26 protein-coding genes are annotated in these 21,624 nt (G+C 72.0%); 6 read left to right on the forward strand and 20 right to left on the reverse strand.

Translation table 11 applies throughout. The annotated features are described in order from the left end of the window. Positions 1-41 precede the first annotated feature (41 nt). The 5 genes from KI385_RS12755 to KI385_RS12775 form a co-directional block, all read right to left on the reverse strand. Positions 42-1,586 (reverse strand): anthranilate synthase component I, encoded by a 1,545-nt coding sequence (locus KI385_RS12755; RefSeq protein WP_238572292.1) that lies wholly within the window; start codon positions 1,584-1,586, stop codon positions 42-44. Between the two features lie 11 nt (positions 1,587-1,597). After that, a complete protein-coding gene (gene hisI, locus KI385_RS12760) occupies positions 1,598-2,008 on the reverse strand; it encodes a phosphoribosyl-AMP cyclohydrolase (protein WP_238572293.1) in 411 nt (136 codons plus the stop codon). 40 nt (positions 2,009-2,048) lie between these two features. Next, entirely contained in the window at positions 2,049-2,204 is a 156-nt protein-coding gene (locus tag KI385_RS12765; protein WP_238572294.1) for a hypothetical protein, read from the reverse strand. Then, positions 2,201-2,833, reverse strand: a complete 633-nt coding sequence (locus tag KI385_RS12770) for a TIGR03085 family metal-binding protein (protein ID WP_238572295.1) — start codon at positions 2,831-2,833, stop codon at positions 2,201-2,203. Before KI385_RS12770 ends, KI385_RS12765 begins: the two co-directional genes overlap by 4 nt. A gap of 85 nt (positions 2,834-2,918) precedes the next feature. Beyond that, positions 2,919-3,815, reverse strand: a complete 897-nt coding sequence (locus KI385_RS12775) for a LysR family transcriptional regulator (RefSeq protein ID WP_238572296.1) — start codon at positions 3,813-3,815, stop codon at positions 2,919-2,921. Positions 3,816-3,910: 95 nt separating this feature from the next. Here KI385_RS12775 and KI385_RS12780 point away from each other — a divergent pair, with 95 nt between their 5' ends. The 3 genes from KI385_RS12780 to KI385_RS12790 are packed head-to-tail and all read left to right on the forward strand — an operon-like array spanning position 3,911 to position 7,333. Next, a complete protein-coding gene (locus KI385_RS12780) occupies positions 3,911-4,615 on the forward strand; it encodes a succinate dehydrogenase (protein WP_238572297.1) in 705 nt (234 codons plus the stop codon). A 1-nt stretch (position 4,616) separates the two neighbouring features. Beyond that, positions 4,617-6,593, forward strand: coding sequence for a fumarate reductase/succinate dehydrogenase flavoprotein subunit (locus KI385_RS12785; protein ID WP_238572298.1), 1,977 nt, complete (start codon positions 4,617-4,619; stop codon positions 6,591-6,593). Continuing rightward, on the forward strand, positions 6,590-7,333 hold the full coding sequence (locus KI385_RS12790; RefSeq protein ID WP_238572299.1) for a succinate dehydrogenase/fumarate reductase iron-sulfur subunit: 744 nt from the start codon (positions 6,590-6,592) through the stop codon (positions 7,331-7,333). Before KI385_RS12785 ends, KI385_RS12790 begins: the two co-directional genes overlap by 4 nt. A gap of 16 nt (positions 7,334-7,349) precedes the next feature. On the opposite strand, the gene KI385_RS12795 is transcribed toward KI385_RS12790, so the two are convergent. From KI385_RS12795 to hisD, 11 genes are read right to left on the reverse strand one after another with little or no spacing between them, the layout of a single operon-like run. After that, a complete protein-coding gene (locus KI385_RS12795; protein WP_238572300.1) occupies positions 7,350-7,940 on the reverse strand; it encodes a nitrile hydratase subunit alpha in 591 nt (196 codons plus the stop codon). Further along, positions 7,937-8,221: an SH3-like domain-containing protein gene (locus tag KI385_RS43910; protein ID WP_281066846.1), complete on the reverse strand. Its 285-nt coding sequence runs from the start codon at positions 8,219-8,221 to the stop codon at positions 7,937-7,939. Before KI385_RS43910 ends, KI385_RS12795 begins: the two co-directional genes overlap by 4 nt. Then, complete coding sequence (locus tag KI385_RS43915; RefSeq protein WP_281066848.1) at positions 8,214-8,483, reverse strand: SH3-like domain-containing protein; 270 nt, start codon at positions 8,481-8,483, stop codon at positions 8,214-8,216. Before KI385_RS43915 ends, KI385_RS43910 begins: the two co-directional genes overlap by 8 nt. Before the next feature lie 17 nt (positions 8,484-8,500). Beyond that, positions 8,501-9,265 carry an imidazole glycerol phosphate synthase subunit HisF gene (gene hisF, locus KI385_RS12805; protein ID WP_238572301.1) on the reverse strand — a complete coding sequence of 255 codons (765 nt, stop codon included), beginning with the start codon at positions 9,263-9,265 and terminating at the stop codon, positions 8,501-8,503. After that, entirely contained in the window at positions 9,262-9,669 is a 408-nt protein-coding gene (locus KI385_RS12810; protein WP_238577683.1) for a Rid family hydrolase, read from the reverse strand. Before KI385_RS12810 ends, hisF begins: the two co-directional genes overlap by 4 nt. A 21-nt stretch (positions 9,670-9,690) precedes the next feature. Next, entirely contained in the window at positions 9,691-10,422 is a 732-nt protein-coding gene (gene priA, locus KI385_RS12815) for a bifunctional 1-(5-phosphoribosyl)-5-((5-phosphoribosylamino)methylideneamino)imidazole-4-carboxamide isomerase/phosphoribosylanthranilate isomerase PriA (protein ID WP_128509113.1), read from the reverse strand. Beyond that, positions 10,422-11,069, reverse strand: coding sequence for an imidazole glycerol phosphate synthase subunit HisH (gene hisH, locus KI385_RS12820; protein ID WP_238572302.1), 648 nt, complete (start codon positions 11,067-11,069; stop codon positions 10,422-10,424). The genes priA and hisH overlap by 1 nt, the downstream gene beginning before the upstream one ends. Beyond that, positions 11,060-11,224, reverse strand: coding sequence for a hypothetical protein (locus KI385_RS12825; RefSeq protein ID WP_238572303.1), 165 nt, complete (start codon positions 11,222-11,224; stop codon positions 11,060-11,062). The genes hisH and KI385_RS12825 overlap by 10 nt, the downstream gene beginning before the upstream one ends. Continuing rightward, complete coding sequence (hisB, locus tag KI385_RS12830) at positions 11,221-11,814, reverse strand: imidazoleglycerol-phosphate dehydratase HisB (RefSeq protein WP_093644834.1); 594 nt, start codon at positions 11,812-11,814, stop codon at positions 11,221-11,223. The genes KI385_RS12825 and hisB overlap by 4 nt, the downstream gene beginning before the upstream one ends. Then, complete coding sequence (locus tag KI385_RS12835) at positions 11,811-12,929, reverse strand: histidinol-phosphate transaminase (protein WP_238572304.1); 1,119 nt, start codon at positions 12,927-12,929, stop codon at positions 11,811-11,813. The genes hisB and KI385_RS12835 overlap by 4 nt, the downstream gene beginning before the upstream one ends. Before the next feature lie 8 nt (positions 12,930-12,937). Then, complete coding sequence (hisD, locus tag KI385_RS12840; RefSeq protein WP_238572305.1) at positions 12,938-14,260, reverse strand: histidinol dehydrogenase; 1,323 nt, start codon at positions 14,258-14,260, stop codon at positions 12,938-12,940. 275 nt (positions 14,261-14,535) lie between these two features. Between hisD and KI385_RS12845 the strand changes: the two genes are divergently transcribed. The 3 genes from KI385_RS12845 to ybaK are packed head-to-tail and all read left to right on the forward strand — an operon-like array spanning position 14,536 to position 17,447. Continuing rightward, positions 14,536-16,137: an oxidoreductase gene (locus KI385_RS12845; RefSeq protein WP_238572306.1), complete on the forward strand. Its 1,602-nt coding sequence runs from the start codon at positions 14,536-14,538 to the stop codon at positions 16,135-16,137. 51 nt (positions 16,138-16,188) lie between these two features. Continuing rightward, positions 16,189-16,935, forward strand: coding sequence for an LON peptidase substrate-binding domain-containing protein (locus tag KI385_RS12850; RefSeq protein ID WP_238572307.1), 747 nt, complete (start codon positions 16,189-16,191; stop codon positions 16,933-16,935). A 17-nt stretch (positions 16,936-16,952) separates the two neighbouring features. Further along, positions 16,953-17,447: a Cys-tRNA(Pro) deacylase gene (gene ybaK / locus KI385_RS12855; RefSeq protein ID WP_238572308.1), complete on the forward strand. Its 495-nt coding sequence runs from the start codon at positions 16,953-16,955 to the stop codon at positions 17,445-17,447. Positions 17,448-17,499: 52 nt separating this feature from the next. On the opposite strand, the gene KI385_RS12860 is transcribed toward ybaK, so the two are convergent. The 4 genes from KI385_RS12860 to KI385_RS12875 form a co-directional block, all read right to left on the reverse strand. Beyond that, positions 17,500-18,195, reverse strand: a complete 696-nt coding sequence (locus tag KI385_RS12860; RefSeq protein WP_238572309.1) for an ABC transporter permease — start codon at positions 18,193-18,195, stop codon at positions 17,500-17,502. Positions 18,196-18,263: 68 nt separating this feature from the next. Then, positions 18,264-19,091: an ABC transporter permease gene (locus KI385_RS12865; RefSeq protein WP_425356907.1), complete on the reverse strand. Its 828-nt coding sequence runs from the start codon at positions 19,089-19,091 to the stop codon at positions 18,264-18,266. A 64-nt stretch (positions 19,092-19,155) separates the two neighbouring features. After that, positions 19,156-20,166 carry an ABC transporter ATP-binding protein gene (locus KI385_RS12870; protein ID WP_238572310.1) on the reverse strand — a complete coding sequence of 337 codons (1,011 nt, stop codon included), beginning with the start codon at positions 20,164-20,166 and terminating at the stop codon, positions 19,156-19,158. 84 nt (positions 20,167-20,250) lie between these two features. After that, complete coding sequence (locus KI385_RS12875; protein WP_238572311.1) at positions 20,251-21,552, reverse strand: NYN domain-containing protein; 1,302 nt, start codon at positions 21,550-21,552, stop codon at positions 20,251-20,253. Positions 21,553-21,624: the final 72 nt, after the last annotated feature.

A 21,624-nucleotide genomic window follows, 5' to 3' on the forward strand; every position in this document is an offset into this window, starting at 1 on the left:
CGGGGACCGGCGCGCGGGGTGGGTAGCGGGCGTGCGTCCGGCTACTTGCCCAGGTGGTTGGCCGTGTGCACGGCACGCAGCACCGCGGCCGCCTTGTTGCGGCACTCGGTGTCCTCGGCCACCGGGTCGGAGTCGGCGACCACGCCGGCGCCCGCCTGGACGTAGGCGGTGCCGTCCCGCAGCAGCGCCGTACGGATCGCGATGGCGGTGTCGGAGTCGCCGGCGAAGTCGAGATAGCCCACGCAGCCGCCGTACAGGCCGCGCCGGGTCGGCTCCAGCTCCTCGATGATCTGCATGGCGCGCGGCTTGGGCGCACCGGAGAGGGTGCCGGCGGGGAAACAGGCGGTGAGCACGTCGAAGGCGGTACGGCCCTCGGCCACCTTTCCGGTGACCGTCGAGACGATGTGCATGACGTGGCTGTAGCGCTCGATGGACATGAAGTCGACGACCTCGACGCTGCCCGGTTCGCAGACCCGGCCCAGGTCGTTGCGGCCCAGGTCGACCAGCATCAGATGCTCGGCGCGCTCCTTGGGGTCGGCCATCAGCTCGTCCGCGAGGGCCTGGTCCTCCTGGACGGACGCGCCGCGCGGGCGGGTGCCGGCGATGGGGTGCACCATCGCCCGGCCGGCCTCGACCTTGACCAGCGCCTCGGGGCTGGAGCCGACCACGTCGAAGGCGGCTCGCTCACCGCCCTCGCCGCCGTCGAAGCGGAAGAGGTACATGTACGGGCTGGGGTTGGTGGCGCGCAGCACCCGGTAGACGTCCAACGCGCTGGCCGTGCACGGGGTTTCGAAGCGCTGGGAGGGCACGACCTGGAAGGCCTCGCCGGCCCGGATGCGCTCCTTGATGTCCTCGACGGCTTCCTGGTAGGCGGCGCCGCCCCACTCGGCGGTGTACGGCGGGACCTCGGACGGCGGCATCGCGGCGGCGCCGGCGTGCGCGGGCCGGGCGAGGTCGTCGGCCATGGTGTCCAGGCGGGCCACCGCGTCCGCGTAGGCCTCGTCGATGCCGGTGTCGAGGTCGTTGTGGTTGATCGCGTTGGCGATCAGCAGGACCGTACCGCTCCAGTGGTCGAGGACGGCGAGGTCGGAGGTGAGCAGCATGGTCAGCTCGGGCAGATGGAGGTCGTCTGCGGTCTGCTCGCCGATCTTCTCCAGCCGGCGCACGATGTCGTAGCCGAGGTAGCCGACCATGCCGCCGGTGAACGGCGGCAGCCCCTCGCCCTCGATGAGGTCCCGGGGGGTGTGCAGCGCCTCGACGGTGGCGCGCAGCGCGGCGAGCGGGTCGCCGTCGGTGGGCACGCCGACGGGCGGGGCGCCCAGCCAGTGCGCCTGGCCGTCACGGGTGGTGAGGGTGGCGGCGCTGCGCACGCCGATGAAGGAGTAGCGCGACCACGTACGGCCGTTCTCGGCGGATTCCAGCAGGAAGGTGCCGGGGCGTTCGGCGGCGAGTTTGCGGTAGAGCCCGACCGGTGTGTCGCCGTCCGCGAGCAGGCGCCGGGTGACGGGGATGACCCGCCGGTCCTTGGCGAGGGTGCGGAAGGTGTCGAGGTCCGGAGTGGCGGTGCCGGTGGTTCCCGTGGTCATGGCAGCGGAGCCTACTGGTCCCGGCCCTGCTCGGTGGCCAGTACATCGGCATCGAAGCAGGTGCGGTCGCCGGTGTGGCAGGCGGCGCCGACCTGGTCGACCTGGATCAGGACGGTGTCCGCGTCGCAGTCCAGCGCGACCGACTTGACGAGCTGGATGTGGCCGGAAGTGTCGCCCTTGACCCAGTACTCCTGGCGGCTGCGGGACCAGTACGTGCAGCGGCCGGTGGTGAGCGTACGGTGCAGCGCCTCGTCGTCCATCCAGCCGAGCATCAGCACCTCGCCGGTGTCGTACTGCTGGGCGATGGCGGGGACCAGGCCGTCGGCGCCGCGCTTGAGGCGGGCGGCGATGGCGGGATCCAGGGCGGACTCGGCCGGGGAGGCGGGGGCGGCGTCCGGGGCGGGGGTGCGGCTGCTGGTCATGGCTCCATTGTGCCGTGCGGCATCCTGCAGATATGCATCATCAGCAGCCCCCGCCCGTGCCGCCACCGCCGCCGGATCCGGACCGCGCCGCGCGGGTGGCGGCACGGGTGCTGGGGGCGGTGTTCGCGGCGGCGGTGGTGGTGGCTGTGGTGGTCGCGGTGGTGGTGTTGCGGAGGTAGCCCGGTACGGGGCTCACACCCCCAGCTTCGCCGCCATCAGCTGCGCGATCGCGTCCTTGTCGCCGTCCAGCTCCACATCGGCGACCTCCTGCCGGCCGAAGGCGAACATGGTCAGCTCACCCGGCTCCCCGACGACCGTGACCACCGGGGTGCCGCGATGCGCCACCGCGGTCCGCCCGTCCGGCCGCCGCAGCACCATCCCGACCGGGGACTTGCGCCCCAGCACCCGGGCCATCCGCTCGATCCTCGACCAGAGCGCGTCGGCGAACACCGGGTCCAGCTCCCGCGCGGCCCAGTCCGGCTGCGCGCGCCGTACGTCCTCGGCGTGCACATAGAACTCGACGGTGTTGGACGCCTCGTCGATCTGCTTCAGGGCGAACGGCGACATCCGCGGCGGCCCGGTCCTGATCAGCTGGATCAGCTCCTCGTACGGCTTGCCGGCGAACTCCGCCTGCACCCGCTCCAGCCGTGCGGCCAGCGGCTTGACGAGGATCCCGCCGGCCGCGTCGGCACGCCGCTCGCGCACCACCACATGCGCGGCCAGCTCCCGCGCGGTCCAGTTCGCACACAGCGTCGGCGCCTCGGGGCCTGCGCTCTCCAACAGGTCGGCGAGAAGGAGCCGTTCACGCTTCGCATGGGTCGACATGCGGCCAGCCTACGACCCGCCCCGGTCTCCTGCCACGGCACCGCACCCGCCCCTCGCGGGGGTGGCCGGGGCCGGTCGCCGGGGCTCAGGACATACCCGGGTCCAGGTGGTCCAGCAGGATGCGCTCCAGCTCCCGGGCGGCGCGCGGCGGGGAGACGTCGCCCCGGTGGGCGACGGAGATCACCCGGTGCATACCGGGGGTCGCGAAGCGGGTGACGCGCAGACCGGAGCGTTCGGCGACCATGCTGGGGACGACGGCGACGCCCAGCCCGGCCCGGACGAAGCCGAGGACGGCGTCCATCTCGCCGCCCTCGACGGTGAAGGTGGGTTCGAAGCCGGCCGCCCGGCAGGCCGCGGTGGTGAATTCCCGCAGGTCGTAGCCGCGGCGGAACATGGCGAGCGGCCGGCCGCGCAGATCCTCCACGCGGATGCGGGTGCGCCGGCCGACGGGGGCGGGGCGGTCGGGGGCGGAGACCACGACGAGTTCCTCGCGCAGCAGGTCGGAGGTGGCCAGGGCGGGGGCCTGGACCGGGAGCGGGGTGATGATCAGGGCCAGGTCGAGTTCGCCGTCGGCCAGTGCCCGGACCAGGTCCTGCGAGCCGTCCTCGGTCACGATCAGGTCGACGCCCGGGTAGGTGGCGTGGAAGGCGCTGAGGACGTCCGGGACGAGGCTGGCGCAGAGGCTGGGCGGGGCGCCGAGGCGGAGCCGGCCGCGGCGCAGCTGGGCGACCTCCTGGACCTCGCGGCGGGCGGTCTCGGTGTCGGCGAGGATGCGGCGGGCGAGCGGGAGCAGGGTTTCGCCGGCGTCGGTGAGGGTGATGTGGCCGCGGGCGCGGTGGAAGAGTTCGGCGCCCAACTCCCGTTCCAGGGCCCGGATTTGCTGGGAGAGGGAGGGCTGGGCGACATGTTCGCGTTCGGCGGCGCGGGTGAAGTGGCGGGTGTCGGCCACGGCGGTGAAGTAGCGGAGCTGCTGCAGCTGCATAAGGGGAATGTAAAGCATCGATAGGCCTGGCCTATCGAGATGAGCCGGACCATGTCTTGGACTGATGGGCCGGACGGTCCTTACCGTCGGGACCCATGGCACTGGACACGCGGACGGATCGACGGCCGTCCTTCGCGGGCCTTCTGTGGGGCTCGACCGTCGGCAAGAAGACGGCGATGGCCGTCAGCGGCATCGTGATGCTGCTGTATCTGGTCGTCCATATGCTGGGCAACCTCAAGATCTTCTTCGGGGCCGTGGACTTCGACGCGTACGCCGCCTGGCTGCGCACCATCGGCGAGCCGTTCCTGCACCACGAGTGGTTCCTGTGGATCGCGCGGGTGGTGCTGGTGGCCGCGGTCGTGGTCCATGCGGTGGCCGCGTACCAGCTCAGCCGGCGGGACATCGCCGCCCGGCCGACCCCCTACGCGCACCGGCGCCGCCGCGCGACCTATGCCACCCGGACGATGCGCTGGGGCGGTGTCATCCTCGGCCTGTTCATCGTCTGGCACATCCTGGATCTGACGACGCTGACGGTGAATCCGCGCGCCGAGGCCGGCCATCCGTACGAGAACGTCGTGGCGACCTTCTCCACCTGGTACGGCAACACCGTCTACATCGTGGCGATGCTCGCCCTGGGCCTGCACATCCGGCACGGCTTCTGGAGCGCCGCGCAGACCCTGGGCACCAACCGGCCCGGTCGCGACCGGCTGCTCAAGGGCCTCGCGAACGGGCTCGCCGCCGCCTTGACCCTGGGCTTCATCGCCGTCCCCGTCTCCGTGATGACCGGAGTAGTGAGCTGACATGACTTCGACCGCCGACCTGACGACGCACGGCAACTACGCCGACTACGTGACCGGCGCGCCCGTCGCCGACACCGCGGCCCCCGACGGGCCGATCGCCGAGCGCTGGGACCGCCGCCGCTTCGAGGCGAAGCTGGTCAACCCGGCCAACCGCCGCAAGCACACGATCATCGTCGTCGGCACCGGGCTCGCGGGCGGCGCGGCCGGCGCGACGCTCGCCGAACAGGGCTACCACGTCGAGCAGTTCTGCTACCAGGACTCGCCGCGCCGGGCGCACTCCATCGCCGCCCAGGGCGGGATCAACGCCGCGAAGAACTACCGCAACGACGGCGACTCCGTCCACCGCCTCTTCTACGACACCGTCAAGGGCGGCGACTTCCGCGCCCGTGAGTCGAACGTCCACCGCCTCGCGCAGATCTCCGTCGAGATCATCGACCAGTGCGTGGCGCAGGGCGTGCCGTTCGCCCGCGAGTACGGGGGCCTGCTCGACACCCGGTCCTTCGGCGGCGTACAGGTGTCGCGGACGTTCTACGCCCGCGGCCAGACGGGCCAGCAGCTGCTGCTCGGCGCCTACCAGGCGCTGTCCCGGCAGATCGCCGCCGGGAACGTCGCCATGCATCCACGTACCGAGATGCTCGATGTGATCGTGGTGGGCGGGCGGGCCCGGGGAATCGTCGCCCGTGACCTGATCACCGGGAAGATCGACACCTACTTCGCGGACGCGGTGGTGCTCGCCACCGGCGGCTACGGCAACGTCTTCTACCTGTCGACGAACGCCATGAACTCCAACGCCACGGCGGTGTGGCGGGCCCACCGCCGCGGGGCGTACTTCGCCAACCCCTGCTTCACACAGATCCACCCCACCTGCATTCCGCGCAACGGCGACCACCAGTCGAAGCTGACGCTGATGAGTGAGTCGCTGCGCAACGACGGCCGTATCTGGGTGCCGAAGACCCGGGGCGACGACCGCCCGCCGAACAAGATCCCCGAGGACGAGCGCGACTACTACCTGGAGCGCATCTACCCGTCCTTCGGCAACCTCGTGCCCCGCGACATCGCGTCCAGGGCCGCGAAGAACGTCTGCGACGAAGGGCGCGGCGTCGGCCCCGGCGGCCAGGGCGTCTACCTCGACTTCGCGGACGCCATCGCGCGCATGGGCCGCAAGGCCGTCGAGGCGAAGTACGGCAACCTCTTCGACATGTACGCCCGGATCACCGACGAGGACCCGTACCGGGTCCCGATGCGGATCTACCCGGCCGTGCACTACACGATGGGCGGACTCTGGGTCGACTACGACCTGCAGACCACGATCCCCGGCCTGTTCGCGGTCGGTGAGGCCAACTTCTCGGACCACGGCGCGAACCGGCTCGGTGCCTCGGCCCTGATGCAGGGGCTCGCGGACGGCTACTTCGTGCTGCCCTCCACCATCAACGACTACCTGGCGCGCCATCCGCACCACGACGAGGTCTCCGGCGAGCACCCTGTCGTACGGGAAGTGGTGGCCGAGACCGAGGACCGGCTCGCGAAGCTGCTCGCCGTCGACGGCGACCGCACGCCCGACTCCTTCCACCGCGAACTCGGCGAGCTGATGTGGGAGTTCTGCGGTATGGCCCGTACGGAAACGGGGCTGCGCAAGGCTCTGGAGCGCATCCCGCAGATCCGTGAGGAGTTCTGGCGCCGCATCAAGGTGCCCGGGACCGGAAAGGAGTTCAACCAGTCCCTGGAGAAGGCCAACCGCATCGTCGACTACCTGGAGCTCGCCGAGCTGATGTGCCTCGACGCGCTGCACCGCGCCGAGTCCTGCGGCGGGCACTTCCGCGAGGAGTCGCAGACCCCGGACGGCGAGGCGGCCCGGCGCGACGAGGAGTTCTCCTACGCCGCCGCCTGGGAGTTCATCGCGACCGGTGACGCTCCCGTCCTCCACAAGGAAGACCTCGTCTTCGAGTACGTCCACCCCACCCAGCGGAGCTACGCATGAGGCTCACCCTGCGCGTCTGGCGCCAGAAGAACGCCGACGCCCCCGGCGCGATGTCCACGTACGAGGTGGACGGCATCTCCCCGGACATGTCGTTCCTGGAGATGCTCGACACCCTCAACGAGGAGCTGATCCTGGGCGGTGACGACCCGGTCGCCTTCGACCACGACTGCCGCGAGGGCATCTGCGGCGCCTGCTCGCTCGTCATCAACGGCGACGCCCACGGACCGGAGCGGACCACCACCTGCCAGCTGCACATGCGGTCCTTCTCCGACGGCGACACCATCGACATCGAGCCCTGGCGCGCCTCGGCCTTCCCCGTCGTCAAGGACCTGGTCGTCGACCGCTCCGCCTTCGACCGCATCATCCAGTCGGGCGGCTACATCACCGCCCCCACCGGCGCCGCCCCCGAGGCGCACGCCACCGCCGTTCCCAAGCCGGCCGCCGACACCGCCTTCGAACACGCCGAGTGCATCGGCTGCGGCGCCTGCGTGGCGGCCTGCCCCAATGGCTCGGCGATGCTCTTCACCTCCGCCAAGGTCGTCCACCTCAACTCCCTGCCCCAGGGAGCCCCGGAGCGCGCCTCGCGCGTCCTGGACATGGTCGGCCAGATGGACGCCGAGGGCTTCGGCGGCTGCACCAACACCGGCGCATGCGCCACCGCCTGCCCCAAGGGCATTCCGCTGTTCAGCATCACCACGATGAACCGCGAGTTCGTACGGGCGGCACGGAAGGGGCGCTGAGTCACACCGCGGCGCGTCACACCGCGGCGGTCCCGATGAGCCCTTCCCGGGTGACGAGCGCGGCCAGCTCAGGCTCGCTCATCCCCGCGGTGCCGTCGGGCCGCCGCGGCAGGACCAGATAGCGGCTCTCCGCACTGGAATCCCACACCGTGATCGCGGTGTCCGCCGGCAGCTCCAGCCCGAACTCGGCCAGCACGGCACGCGGTTCGCGCACCACCCGCGAGCGGTAGGCCTCGCTCTTGTACCAGGACGGCGACGGCCCCAGCAGCCCGATCGGATAGCAGGAGCACAAGGTGCACACGATGACGTGGTGCGCGGTCCCGGTGTTCTCGACGACCTTGAGCCGCTGCTCCTGGATCCCGCCCGCCATCGACAGCCCCACCTCCGGCAGCGCGGCATTGGCATCGTCCAGCAGCCGCGCCCGGAAGCCCTCGTCGACCCAGGCGCGCGCCACGATCCGCGCCCCGTTGACCGGCGAGGCGCCCTTGAGCATCGCGGCGAGCGCCGCGTCCAGCTGTTCCTCGCCGACCACGCCGGCCTCGATCAGCCGCTCTTCCAGCCGCCTCACCCGCGCCGCCACCGGCGCACTCGCGTGCTCCCCGCTCATGCCTCGTCCTTCCGCACCGGCTCGATGTACGACTCCCAGAGGTCGACGGTGACCTCGTGATCCCCCTCGCCCCACAGGTCCGCCGCCGCGAAGGCCACGGTGTAGACGGGCTCGACCCGTGGCTCGGCGACACCGGCCGCCACCTCGTCGGCAAGCGCCCAACTGCCCTGAGACTCGACGATCCGCCCGAGCTGGCCGCGGACGTACCGCGGCACACGGGTGTGCCCCGCCGGATCGCCGGCGCGTACCCGGACCCGCTCCCCCGCCCGGAGTTCACCCATCGGAGAGCACCTCGCGCTCCGCGAGCAGGGTCTCGATCGCCTTCAGCCAGCGCTCGTAGTACGAGGTGGCCAGGTACTCCTGGGGATCCATCCGCTCCACCGCGTCGCGGAACTCGTCGAGCCGGTAGACCCCGTTCCGTACCAGCACGGAGTTCAACGCGAACACCCGCGCCTCCCAGTCGGCGTGGAACGGCGGCTCGTCCGCCTCGATCTCCAGCGCCCCGAACCCGGTCTGGCCGCCCACATCGTTGACACGACTCATGGGCGGAGCCTACGGGGTCAGCGCACCGGGTGACCCGCCTCGCGCAGGGCGTCCTTGACCTGGCCGATGCGCAGATCGCCGAAGTGGAAGACGGAGGCGGCGAGGACGGCGTCGGCGCCGGCGGCCACGGCCGGAGCGAAGTCGTCCAGCTTGCCGGCGCCGCCGGAGGCGATCACCGGGACGGTGACGTGCTTGCGGACCGCCTCGATCATCGCGACGTCGTAGCCGTCCTTGGTGCCGTCGGCGTCCATGGAGTTGAGGAGGATCTCGCCGGCGCCCAGTTCGGCGGCGCGGTGGGCCCATTCCACGGCGTCGATACCGGTGCCGCGGCGGCCGCCGTGGGTGGTGACCTCGTATCCGGACGGCGTCCCGGCGTCGGTGCGGCGGGCGTCGACGGAGAGGACCAGGACCTGGCTGCCGAAGCGTTCGGCGATTTCCCGGATCACGTCGGGGCGGGCGATCGCGGCGGTGTTGACGCCGACCTTGTCGGCGCCGGCCCGCAGCAGCTTGTCGACGTCCTCGGGGGTGCGCACGCCGCCGCCGACGGTGAGCGGGATGAAGACCTGCTCGGCGGTGCGGCGGACCACGTCGTAGGTGGTCTCGCGGTTGCCCGAGGAGGCGGTGATGTCGAGGAAGGTCAGCTCGTCGGCGCCCTCGTCACCGTAGATCTTCGCCATCTCGACGGGGTCGCCCGCGTCCCGCAGGTTCTGGAAGTTGACGCCCTTGACGACCCGGCCGTTGTCGACGTCCAGGCAAGGGATGACTCGGACCGCCAGGGTCATGTCTGTTCAGGCCTCTCTGAAAGCTCTCGGAAAGCTTCTAGTTCTACTTCGACCAGCACGCGGGGGTCGGCGAAGCCGGAGACCACGAGCACGGTCGTGACGGGCGGTGCGCCGTCGAAGAGCTCCTTGTGCGCGCGGCCGGCCTCGTCCACATCGCGGACGTGGGTGAGGTACATACGGGTGCGCAGGACCGCGTCGGCGCCGAGGCCGAAGGGCTTCAGCGCCGCCAGCGCGTTGGTGAAGGCGGCCTTGGTCTGTTCGTAGGGATCGCCCAGACCTTGCACGATGTCGTCGACCAGTGGCATCGTGCCGGCGACCAGAACCCGGTCGCCGGCCGCCACGGCGCGTGCGAAGCCGATGGCCGCTTCCAAGGGACTGTCGGTCCGTACGCGCTCGATGGTCATCATGCGGCCTTCCGTTCGCCGTTACGACACTGCTGCCAGCGCCTCTTCGAGGGTGAACGCCTTCGCGTAGAGCGCCTTGCCGACGATCGCGCCCTCGACACCTTCCGGTACCAGCGTGGCAAGTGCCCGCAGGTCGTCGAGGGAGGAAACGCCGCCGGAGGCGACGACGGGGCGGTCGGTGACCGCGCAGACGTTGCGCAGCAGCTCCAGGTTGGGGCCCTGGAGGGTGCCGTCCTTGTTGATGTCGGTGACGACGTAGCGGGCGCAGCCCTCGGAGTCCAGGCGGGCCAGCGTCTCGTAGAGGTCGCCGCCGTCGCGGGTCCAGCCGCGGCCGCGCAGCGTCGTACCGCGGACGTCCAGACCGACCGCGATCTGGTCACCGTGCTCGGCGATGATCTTGGCGACCCACTCGGGGTTCTCCAGGGCCGCGGTGCCGATGTTGACGCGGGTGCAGCCGGTGGCCAGGGCGGCGGCCAGCGAGTCGTCGTCGCGGATGCCGCCGGACAGCTCGACCTTGATGTCCATCGAGCGGGCGACCTCGGCGATCTGCGCGCGGTTGTCGCCGGTGCCGAACGCCGCGTCGAGGTCGACGAGGTGCAGCCACTCGGCGCCGGCCCGCTGCCAGGCGAGGGCCGCCTCCAGCGGGTCGCCGTAGGAGGTCTCGGAGCCGGACTCGCCGTGGACGAGGCGGACGGCCTGGCCGTCGCGGACGTCGACGGCGGGGAGGAGTTCGAGCTTCGGCGCGTTCGGCATTACAGGGTCTCGATCCAATTGGTCAGGAGCTGGGCACCGGCATCGCCGGACTTCTCGGGGTGGAACTGGGTGGCCCACAGCGGACCGTTCTCGACCGCGGCCACGAACGGCTCGCCGTGCGTGGCCCAGGTGACCTTCGGCGCGGCGATGTGCGGGTTGCCGACCTCCAGCTCCCAGTCGTGCACCGCGTAGGAGTGCACGAAGTAGTAGCGGGAGTCGGCGGGCAGGCCGGCGAAGAGCCGTGAGCCCTCGGGGGCGTCGACGGTGTTCCAGCCCATGTGCGGGACGATCTCGGCCTTGAGCGGGCCGACCGTGCCGGGCCACTCGTCCAGGCCCTCGGTCTCCACACCGTGCTCGATGCCGCGGCCGAAGAGGATCTGCATGCCGACGCAGATACCCATGACGGGGCGGCCACCGGACAGCCGGCGGCCGACGATCCAGTCACCGCGGGCTTCCTTCAGCCCCCGCATACAGGCGGCGAACGCGCCGACGCCGGGGACCAGCAGCCCGTCGGCGTTCATCGCCCGGTCGTAGTCCCGGGTGATCTCCACCTCGGCGCCGACGTGCGCCAGTGCCCGCTCGGCGGAGCGGACATTGCCGAAGCCGTAGTCGAGGACGACGACCTTTTTGGCGGCGGTCAATTCCATACCTCCAGCCGCAGCACGCCGGCGGCCAGGCACATCGCCGACCCGATGGACAGCAGCACGATCAGGCTCTTGGGCAGCTGCTGCTTCCAGAAGGAGTAGATGCCACCGAGGAGGAAGAGTCCGAGCAGGATGAAGACGGTGGAAAGGCCGTTCACAGCGCTCCCTTGGTGGAAGGAATGATTCCGGCCGCCCGCGGGTCGCGTTCGCTGGCGTAGCGCAGGGCCCGGGCCAGCGCCTTGAACTGGCACTCCACGATGTGGTGGGCGTTGCGGCCGTACGGGACGTGGATGTGCAGCGCGATCTGGGCCTGGGCGACGAAGGACTCGAAGATGTGCCGGGTCATCGTCGTGTCGTACGAGCCGATCATCGGCGCCATGTTCTCCGGCTCGGTGTGCACCAGATACGGGCGGCCGGAGAGGTCGACGGTCACCTGGGCGAGCGACTCGTCCAGGGGCACCGTGCAGTTGCCGAAGCGGTAGATGCCGGACTTGTCGCCGAGGGCCTGCTTGAAGGCGGCACCCAGCGCGAGGGCGGTGTCCTCGATGGTGTGGTGGGTGTCGATGTGCAGATCGCCATCGGTCTTGACCTTGAGGTCGAACAGACCGTGCCGGCCGAGCTGGTCGAGCATGTGGTCGTAGAAGCCGACACCGGTCGACACTTCCACGTCCCCCCTGCCGTCGAGGTCGATCTCGACGAGCACGGACGTTTCCTTGGTGGTGCGCTCCACGCGTCCTACGCGGGTCATCGCTTGCTCTCCTTCAGTACTGCACGAACCGCGTCGAGGAACGCGTCGTTCTCGGCCGGGGTGCCGGCGGTGACCCGCAGCCAGCCCGGTACACCGTTGTCACGGACCAGCACGCCGTGGTCGAGGATCGCCTGCCAGGTGGCCTGCGCGTCGTCGAAGAGGCCGAACTGTACGAAGTTGGCGTCGGAGGCGACGACCTCGCAGCCCATCGCGCGCAGCTCGTCGACCAGGCGGTCCCGCTCGGTCTTGAGCTGCTCGACGTACTTCAGGAGCGTATCGGTGTGCTCCAGCGCGGCGAGCGCGGTGGCCTGGGTGACGGACGAGAGGTGGTACGGGAGCCGGACGAGCTGCACGGCGTCGACCACGGCGGCGTCGGCGGCCAGATAGCCCAGCCGCAGCCCGGCGGCGCCGAACGCCTTGGACATGGTCCGCGAGACGACCAGATTCGGCCGGCCCTCGATCAGCGGCAGCAGCGAGGGGCGGTGGCTGAACTCGCTGTAGGCCTCGTCGATCACCACCAGCGCGCCCCGGTCGTCCGCCCGGGCCGCCTGCGCGGCCTCGTACAGCGCGAGCACGGTCGCGGCCTCGACGGCGGTGCCGGTCGGGTTGTTCGGCGAGCAGATGAAGACCACGTCGGGCCGCTGCTCGGCGATGGCCGCGACCGCCGCCTCGACGTCGATGGTGAAGTCGTCGTTGCGCGGGCCGGAGATCCAGCCGGTGCCGGTGCCGCGGGAGATGAGCGCGTGCATCGAGTACGACGGCTCGAAGCCGATGGCGGTGCGGCCGGGGCCGGCGAAGGTCTGCAGCAGCTGCTGGATGACCTCGTTGGAGCCGTTGGCGGCCCAGACCTGGTCCTTGGTGACCTCGTGGCCGCCGGTGCGGGTGAGGTAGCGGGCCAGCTCGGTGCGCAGCTCGACCGCGTCCCGGTCGGGGTAGCGGTTGAGCTGCCGGGCGGCCTCGGTCACCCGCTCGGCGATCCGCAGGACCAGCTGCTCGGGCAGCGGGTAGGGGTTCTCGTTGGTGTTCAGGCGTACGGGCACGTCCAACTGCGGGGCACCGTACGGGGACTTGCCGCGGAGCTCGTCCCGGATGGGGAGGTCGTCGATCTTGGTCACGTGCCTGCTCACTTGCTCTGCGGGACCTTCCATTCGAACCTGGCCTTCAGCGCGGCACCGTGGGCCGGGAGATCCTCGGCCTCGGCGAGGGTCACCACATGGTGGGCGACCTCGGCCAGCGCATCACGCGAGTAGTCCACGACATGGATGCCGCGCAGGAAGGACTGCACGGACAGTCCGGAGGAGTGGCAGGCGCAGCCGCCGGTGGGCAGCACGTGGTTGGAGCCGGCGCAGTAGTCGCCCAGCGAGACCGGGGCGTACGGGCCGACGAAGATCGCGCCGGCGTTGCGGACCCGGGCGGCGACGGCGGAGGCGTCGGCGGTCTGGATCTCGAGGTGTTCGGCGCCGTAGGCGTCCACGACCCGCAGGCCCTCGTCGATGCCGTCGACGAGGACGACGGCGGACTGCCGTCCGGCCAGCGCCTCGGTGATCCGCTCGATGTGCTTGGTGGCCGCCACCTGCCGCTTCAGCGCCTCGCCGACGGCGTCGGCGAGCTCGGTGGAGTCGGTGACCAGGACGGCCGCGGCGAGGGTGTCGTGCTCGGCCTGGCTGATCAGGTCGGCGGCGACGTGCTCGGGGTCGGCGGTGGCGTCCGCGAGGACCGCGATCTCGGTGGGGCCGGCCTCGGCGTCGATGCCGATACGGCCCTTGAGGAGGCGCTTGGCGGAGGCGACGAAGATGTTGCCGGGGCCCGTGACGAGGTTGACCGGCAGGCACTCCTCGGTGCCGTACGCGAACATCGCGATGGCCTGGGCGCCGCCGGCGGCGTAGACCTCGTCGACGCCGAGCAGCGCACAGGCGGCGAGGATCGTCGGGTGCGGCAGGCCGCCGAACTCCTTCTGCGGCGGGGAGGAGACGGCGATGCCCTCGACGCCGGCTTCCTGGGCCGGGACGACGTTCATGACGACGGAGGACGGGTAGACGGCCAGGCCGCCGGGGACGTAGAGGCCCACCCGCTCGACCGGCACCCAGCGTTCGGTGACCGTGCCGCCGGGGACGACCTTGGTCGTCACGTCCGTGCGGCGCTGTTCGCGGTGCACGATCCGGGCGCGCCGGATGGACTCCTCCAGGGCGGCCCGCACGGCCGGGTCCAGCTCGGCGAGGGCGCTGCGCAGTGCCTCGGCGGGCACCCGTACGCGCTCGATCTCGACGCCGTCGAACCGCCGCGCATAATCGATCAGCGCCGCGGTGCCGCGATGGCGTACGTCCTCGCAGATGGGCCGCACCTTCTCCAGGGCGGCTTCCACGTCGAACTCGGCACGGGGCAGCAGGTCGCGCAGGGCGCCGCCCTCGGGAAGGGCGTCACCGCGCAGATCGATTCGGGAGATCACCCTCCCAGTGTCTCAGACCCACTCTTGGGCCCGAGCGGCCGTATCACTCAGTGATACACAGCGACACACCGTCCGGACGCACGGTCAAGCCGTGTGCGGAAGTTGACCGGAGTTGGCCCTGACCACGCGTGTTCAAGCAGTCACGTGGCGGGCAAGGGCCACCTAAGGCGTACGGGGAGACCTGCGGGACGCACCACGACCACAGCACACGACCAGCGCACCACATGCGTCCGAACAGGTTGCGACACACCACGGGAGAGCAAGGGGGATCCACAGTGACCGAGCCCGGGGACGGCGACGCGCCCGCCGACCTGCAGCTGACATCGGCGGAATGGAGCATGTGGCAGGCCTTCCGCAACGGCAGCACCTGCGATCTGCACATCGGGGACCCGGTGCGCGACGATCCGCACGGGCAGCATCTGTGGGGCCCCGAGCGCCGGGTGCGGGCCCGTGTCGTGGCGCTGCTGCTGCTCGACGGGCCGCCGGCGCAGCCGGGGCGGGTCTCCGCCCTGAAGGTCACCGGCGCGTACATCACGGACACTCTCGACGTCGCCGGGGGCACGATCAAGCCATTCGTCGAGCTGCGGGACTGCCGCTTCGAGGCCGAGGTGGTGCTGCCGGAGAGCCGTTTCACCACGCTGCGGCTGGTGAACTGCGCGATACCCCGGGTGGAGGCGGCCCGGCTGCACACCGAGGGCGATCTGCATCTGCCGCGCTGTGTGGTGCACTCCGGCATCCGGCTCACCGACGCGCAGATCGGCACGGACCTGATGCTCAATCAGGCGGTGGTGCACAAGGACCGACAGGGCCGGTCGATCATGGCGGACGGGCTGACCGTCGCCCAGGATCTGCAGGCCGAGATGCTGGAGTCCTACGGCGAGCTGTCGCTGCGCGGCGCCACCATCGGCGTGTCGCTGAGCCTGCGCGGCAGCCGGCTGAGCAACCCCTTCGGCCGCCGGGCGCTGAACGCCCCGCAGCTGACCGTCGAGCGCACCCTCTATCTGACCGCCGCCGGCCTCGCGAACTCCCCGTTCTCCAGCAGCGCCACACCCCCGTACGGCATCGCGCACACCCCCTCGCGCGGCACACGTATGCAGCGCTTCGAGTGCGAGGGCGGGATGCGCCTGGACGACGGGCGGTTCGGTGACGCGGTCGACTTCGAGCACGCCCGGTTCATCATGGAGTCCGACCAGGAGCTGTCGCTGCGCCGCATACAGACGCCGGAGCTGCGCTTCCTCGGCGAGCGCCCGCAGCGCGGCCGGGTGATCCTCTCCGGCGCCCGGGTCGTCAATCTTGTCGACAAGTCGGCGAGCTGGCCGGGGCTCGGCGGACTGTGGATGGCCGGCTTCGCGTACGAGACGCTGATCCCGCGCGGCCACTTCCCGCTCGCGCAGCGGCTGCAGTGGGTGGCCGCCGCGACCCCCGAGTACGCGCCCGAACCGTACGAGATGCTCGCCACCTCGCTGCGCGCCAGCGGTGAGGACTCCGACGCCCGCGAGGTGCTGCTGGCCAAGCAGCGGCGGCGCCGCGAGACGCTGCCGCTGGCGGCGAAGGCCTGGGGGTTCCTCCAGGACTGGACGGTGGCGTACGGCTACCGCCCCGGGCGGGCCGCGGTGTGGATGGCGATCCTGTGGGCGATCGGCACGATCTACTTCTCGATGTCCCCGCCGCCGCCCCTCAAGGCGGGCGAGACGCCGCCCTGGAACCCGTATCTCTACTCCCTCGACCTGCTGCTGCCGGTGATCGACCTCAATCAGGGCGCGGCCTGGAAGCCGGGGGGCGGTGCGCAGTGGGCGGCGGCGGTGCTGATCCTGGCGGGCTGGGTACTCGCGACAACGGTCGCGGCCGGTGCGTCACGGCTGCTCCGCCGGCAATAACCCTGGTCCGGGTGGTGGCCCCGGTCGCCACAGGCTCTAGGCTTACCGGCTGTGACCTCCGTGCGCCTACCGCTCTTCCCGCTGAACTCGGTGCTGTTCCCGGGACTCGTGCTCCCGCTGAACGTCTTCGAGGCGCGGTACCGAGCGATGATGCGCGATCTGAGCGCGCTGCCGGAGGACGACCGGCGCTTCGCGGTGATCGCGATCCGGGACGGCCGGGAGGTCGCGCCCACCGCGCAGGGCATGCCGGACGCCACGGTGCCGTCCGCCGACGGTCCCGCGGCGGGCTTCGGCGACGACCCGATCCAGGCGTTCCATTCGGTGGGCTGTATCGCGGACGCGGCGACCATCCGGGAGAAGTCGTCCGCCGACGACACCGGCTACGAGGTCCTGGCCACCGGCACCACCCGCTTCCGGCTGCTGTCGGTGGACGCCTCCGGGCCGTATCTGACCGGTGAGCTGGAGGAGCTGGAAGAGGGCCAGGGGGAGGGCGCGGGCGCGCTCGCCTCGGGCGTCGTACGGGCCTTCCGTACGTATCAGAAGCGGCTGGCCTGGGCGAACGAGCGGACCCTGTCGAGCGGGCAGGACCTGCCGGGCGACCCGTCGGTGCTGTCGTACCTCGTCGCCGCCGCGGCCGTGCTGGACGTCCCCGCCAAGCAGCGGCTGCTGGAGGCGCCGGACACCACGGCCCGGCTGGCGCACGAGCTGAAACTGCTTCGCCACGAGTCGGCGCTGCTCGGTAAGCTCCCGTCGCTGCCGGCCGTGGATCTGACCAGGCAGCCGACCAGCCCCAACTGACGCGAGGCACGAAGACGTTGGCGAAGAAGTCCAAGAAGTCCGTCGGCACGCCCGCGACGGTCGCCCTCACCGAGGCAGGCGTCGCTTTCACGACGCACTCCTACGAGCACGACCCGGCCGCACCCTCGTACGGCGAGGAGGCCGCCGAGGCCCTCGGTGTCGCGCCCGACCAGGTGTTCAAGACGCTGCTCGCGGAGGTCGACGGCACGCTCACGGTCGCCGTGGTCCCGGTGTCCGGGTCCCTCGATCTCAAGGCGCTGGCGGCCGCGGTCGGCGGCAAACGGGCCGTGATGGCCGATCCGGCGGCGGCCGAGCGCAGTACGGGATACGTCCTCGGCGGGATCTCGCCGCTGGGTCAGCGCAAGCGGCTGCGTACGGTCGTGGACGCCTCGGCCGAGGGCCGGCCGACGGTCTGTGTCTCGGCGGGCCGACGCGGGCTGGAGGTCGAGCTGGCACCGGAGGATCTGGTGGCGCTCACCGATGCCCGGGTCGCGCCGATCGCGCGCGACTGACGGAGTCGGCGGGGCGGCCGCGATGACGGGCCGCCCCCTAGGCGTACGGGGCTCAGCCCTCGGCCGGCGGTTGCTGCGTGTGGTGGCCGGACCAGTCCTGTCCTTGGTGGCCGGACCAGTCCGGCGCCGGCGGCTCCGGGTCGCGCGGCCCGAACAGCCCGGTCAGCGCCAGCTGCGTCAGCATCGCGGCGATCGGCCAGACCAGCAGCGCGCCCTTGGCCTGCAGCCGCAGCGGGCCGTAGAAGGTGACGCCGGGGCCGACCTGCTTGGCGTGCGCGGCCACGTCCGGGGTGGGGCCCAGCCACATGCCGGTCAGCCAGCCCAGCGCCGCGCCCAGCAGACCGCCCAGGACCAGCGCCACCACCAGCGGAATTCCGCCGCGCCGGCGGAAGAGGAAGACCGCCGCCGTGCTGAGCACACCGAAGGCCAGGGACAGCAGGACGAAGGTGCCGTCCGCGCCGATCGCCTCCTCGCCCTCGGTGTTCTTCAGGTAGACGTTGCGGGTGTCCGCGATCAGCGGGATGTGCGGCGCGAGCCAGTTCCACACCACGCCGAGCAGCACACCGCTCACCGCGACCAGGAGTGCGATCAACGCGCCCTCGCGCAGCTCGCGAGCGAGCTCGGGGCCGCCGAGGCCGGTGTGGTCGCTGTGGTCGGCGGTGGAGCCATGGCCCCCGGCGGGCGCGGCCTCGGGGTGCTGCGGCTCTTCGGGCGGTTGGTTGTCGGGTGGCGTCAGCGGTGCGGTCACCCCGTCATCGTGCCAGGTGGGGCCGGTGGCACCGGCATCAGGACGCCCGTTCGGGGCGGGGGCACCGGTCATCGGGTCGCCGCCCGGCGGTACGCCCAGGTGGCGACGGCCAGCGAGAGCACCCCGACGGCCGCGCAGACGCCCAGGTCGGCGCCGACCGCGACCCAGTCGGGGTGCGGGTCGAAGCTGCGCGCCAGCGCTTCCACGCCGTAGGTGGAGGGCAGCAGATCGCGGGCCCAGCCGATCAACGCGGGCATCCCGTCGGGCGGCAGTACGCCCAGCAGCAGCGCCGCCGACATGCCCAACTGGCCGCAGAGCGTGGCGAGTTCCTGGCGCGGGGCGAGCAGCCCGAGGGCCGCGCCGAGGCCGGACAGCGCGGCTCCGGCGAGCGGGAGCACGGCGGCCAGTACCCAGAGGTTGGCCATCGGCAGCTGGAAGAGCACACAGCCGGTGACCGCGGTGACCACCGTGCCGGGCACGGTGAACGAGGCGTAGGCGGCGGCCGCGCCGAGCACCACCGCGGCCGGCGGCACCGGCAGCGTCGCGTAGTGGTCGAGTCCGCCGCCGGCCCGTAGCTGGCCGAAGTACTGGGCGAGGAGGTTGAGTGCCACGAACGCGACGACCAGCACGGCGGAGCCGGACACCACGGACCGCGCCGGGGCGCCGCCGTCGACCACTCCGCGCAGCAGGACCATGATCCCTACGGACTGGAAGGTGGCGACGAACAGCAGCGGGATCCGGGCGACCCGGGCCCGGGAGAGCTGGGCGCGGTAGACGGCGCCGAGCGCGGGCACCAGGCCGGCGCGCGGCGCCAGCGGGGCGGCCTCACCGTCCTCGGACCACGCCCCGGCGCCCGGGGACACCCCCGCCACCGCCTGCGCGGGAACCACACTCACCCTGTCACCAAGCCTTCCTTGCCACGCCCCCGGTATGCCATACGTCCGCCGCACCCGCCGCCGTTCACGCCTTCACCAGTCCCTCCGCGCGCCCGCCGAGCGCCAAATACACGTCCTCCAGGCTCGGCGTGGCCAGCGTGAAGTCGTCGAGGGCGGCGAAGGCGGGGCCCGCGGTGACCGCGGCCACGGCGGAGCGGGCCTGGTCGGCGGGGAGGCGCAGGGTCCAGCGGCGGCCGGAGGTGCGGGCGGCGGATTCGAGGGCGGCGATCTCGGGGACCTCCAGCGGCGGGCGGTCGCGCCAGACCAGCTCCAGCCGTACCTCCTCGCTCACCATGTCCTTCAGTCCGCCGGGCGTGTCGCAGGCGATGACCCGGCCCCGGTCGATCACCGCGACCCGGTCGAGCACGCTCTCGGCCTCCAGGACGTTATGGGTCACCAGCACGACCGTGGCGCCGTGCTCGGCCCGGCGCCGGTCCACGGCGGCCCATACGGCGCGCCGCGCGACCGGGTCCATGCCGGTGGTCGGCTCGTCCAGCACCAGCAGCGGCCGCGCGCCGATCAGCACGGTGGCGAAGCAGGCCAGCCGCCGCTGCCCGCCGGACAGCTTCTTCAGCGTCCGTCCCGCGATGTCGCCGAGGCCCAGCTCGCCGATCACCGCGTCCCGCTCGGCACGCGCCTCACGGGCGCCGAGGCCGCGCAGTCGGCCGGTGGTCTCCACGGCCAGCGCGACCGTCAGCTCGTCCAGGGCCGTGGACTCCTGCCCCAGATAGCCGAGCAGCCGGGCCGCCCGCTCCGGGTAGCGCACCAGATCATGGCCGAGTACGGAGATGGTGCCGGAGTCCGGGCGCAGCAGTCCGGTCAGCTGGCGTACCAGGGTGGACTTGCCGGCTCCGTTGGGGCCGAGCAGCCCGAAGATCTCGCCGCGTCGTACGTCCAGGGTGATGCCGTCGTTGGCACGTACGGCAGGCGCCTGTGCCGCGCCGCGGCGCCCGCGCATCGCGGGGTACGTCTTCACCAGGTCCCGCACGGCGCACACCGGCCCGCCGCGCTCCGCCTGTTTTGCGCCCGTCCTCACGAGCTACGAGGGTACGCGGCCCCGGACCGCCTCCGGCCCGCGGGGCACCGACGGCGCGCCCGGGGACGGAGCGGACGCCGGCCGTCAGTCCCCGGCCGGAGCGTGCTCGGCAGCCGTACGCAGATCGACCTCGCGCCAGAATCCGGCCCGGATCGCATAGCGGTCGTGTTCATCGATCTGGTCGTCCTTGTGGGCGAGCAGCCCGAACCGGGCGGCGTAGCGCAGCAGTTCACCGTCGATGCGGTGCGGGATGCGGGGGTACTCCGTCGACAGCTGCTGGAGATGCGCGGAGTCGGAGAGCCGCTCGGTCCAGCGCCGGGCGAAGACCTGACCGACCTCGAAGGGGTCGCCGCTGACCGCGGTGATGTCCTCCTCACGGTCGGCCCAGCGCTGCTCGGCGCTGGTGAGCTGGGCGAGGGTGGGCAGGCCCGCGGTCTCGGACGGTTCGCCGACCGGCCCGCCGCGCTCGACCCAGCCCTTGTCGGACGACCAGCGCAGGGTGGCGCCGGCCGCGGGTGCCGGCTGGACGGGGCCGCCCGTACCTGCGGCTGTCTGGCCCGCCGCGCGGTCGCGGCCGAGCCCGGCCAGGTCCTTGGGGGTGGGGACGCCCTTCGCGCCGACGGCGCCCGGCTCGGCCCCGGCCACCGGGTCGGCCTCGTCGCCGACCGCGAGCCGCGCCGCCCCGTTGGTGCCGTTGCGTTCATGGGTGCGCTCGGCGGCTTCCGGGCCGGACGCGGAGGCGGCGGCCGCCGCGGCCGCGGACTCCGGCAGCGGCGCCGAGAGGATCGCGGCGATCTCGGGGCGCGGTACGGGCGGCGGCGCGCAGGGCCCGCCGAGCTCCTTGGCGCGTACCGCGCGGGTGATCCAGGCCCGGTCCAGCACCCGCCGCTCATCGGCCTCGGCGACCAGGTCCTCGGACTGGTTGTAGTCGCCGTCCGCGGCCTGTACGGCCCACAGGTGGACGGCGACGCCGTGCTCCTTCGCCGACATCAGGCCGGGCAGCAGATCGCCGTCGCCGGTGACCAGCACGATGTCGGAGCAGGCGCGGTTACGGGCGAGTTCGGTCAGCTCGGCGTGCATGGCGGCGTCCACGCCCTTTTGCGCCCAGCGGCCGTCGCTGCGGGTCAGGGCGCCCAGCCGGACGGTGACCCGGGACATCACGCGCAGCCGGCGGTGCTCGGGCTGTGGGACGCGGTCGGGGGCGCCGTCGAACCAGTAGATCCGCAGCAGCGGGCGTTCGGTGTCCGCCTCGGCGCGCTGGCGCAGGCCCTGGATGAGCGCGGCGTGATCGACGGTGATCCGGGAACGTGCGGGCTCTCCGGCGAGCAGGCTCGCAGCGGCCCCGAGCAAATACCCGGCGTCCACGAGGACGACACAGCGATCCACGATCCACCCTCTTCCCTGAGGTGCTGAAGTCCGGTCGCCCCCCGGCTCGGCCCGTGGCACGAGTTCTCTTCG

The sequence above is a fragment of the Streptomyces inhibens genome (assembly GCF_022221585.1).
Classification (GTDB): domain Bacteria; phylum Actinomycetota; class Actinomycetes; order Streptomycetales; family Streptomycetaceae; genus Streptomyces; species Streptomyces inhibens.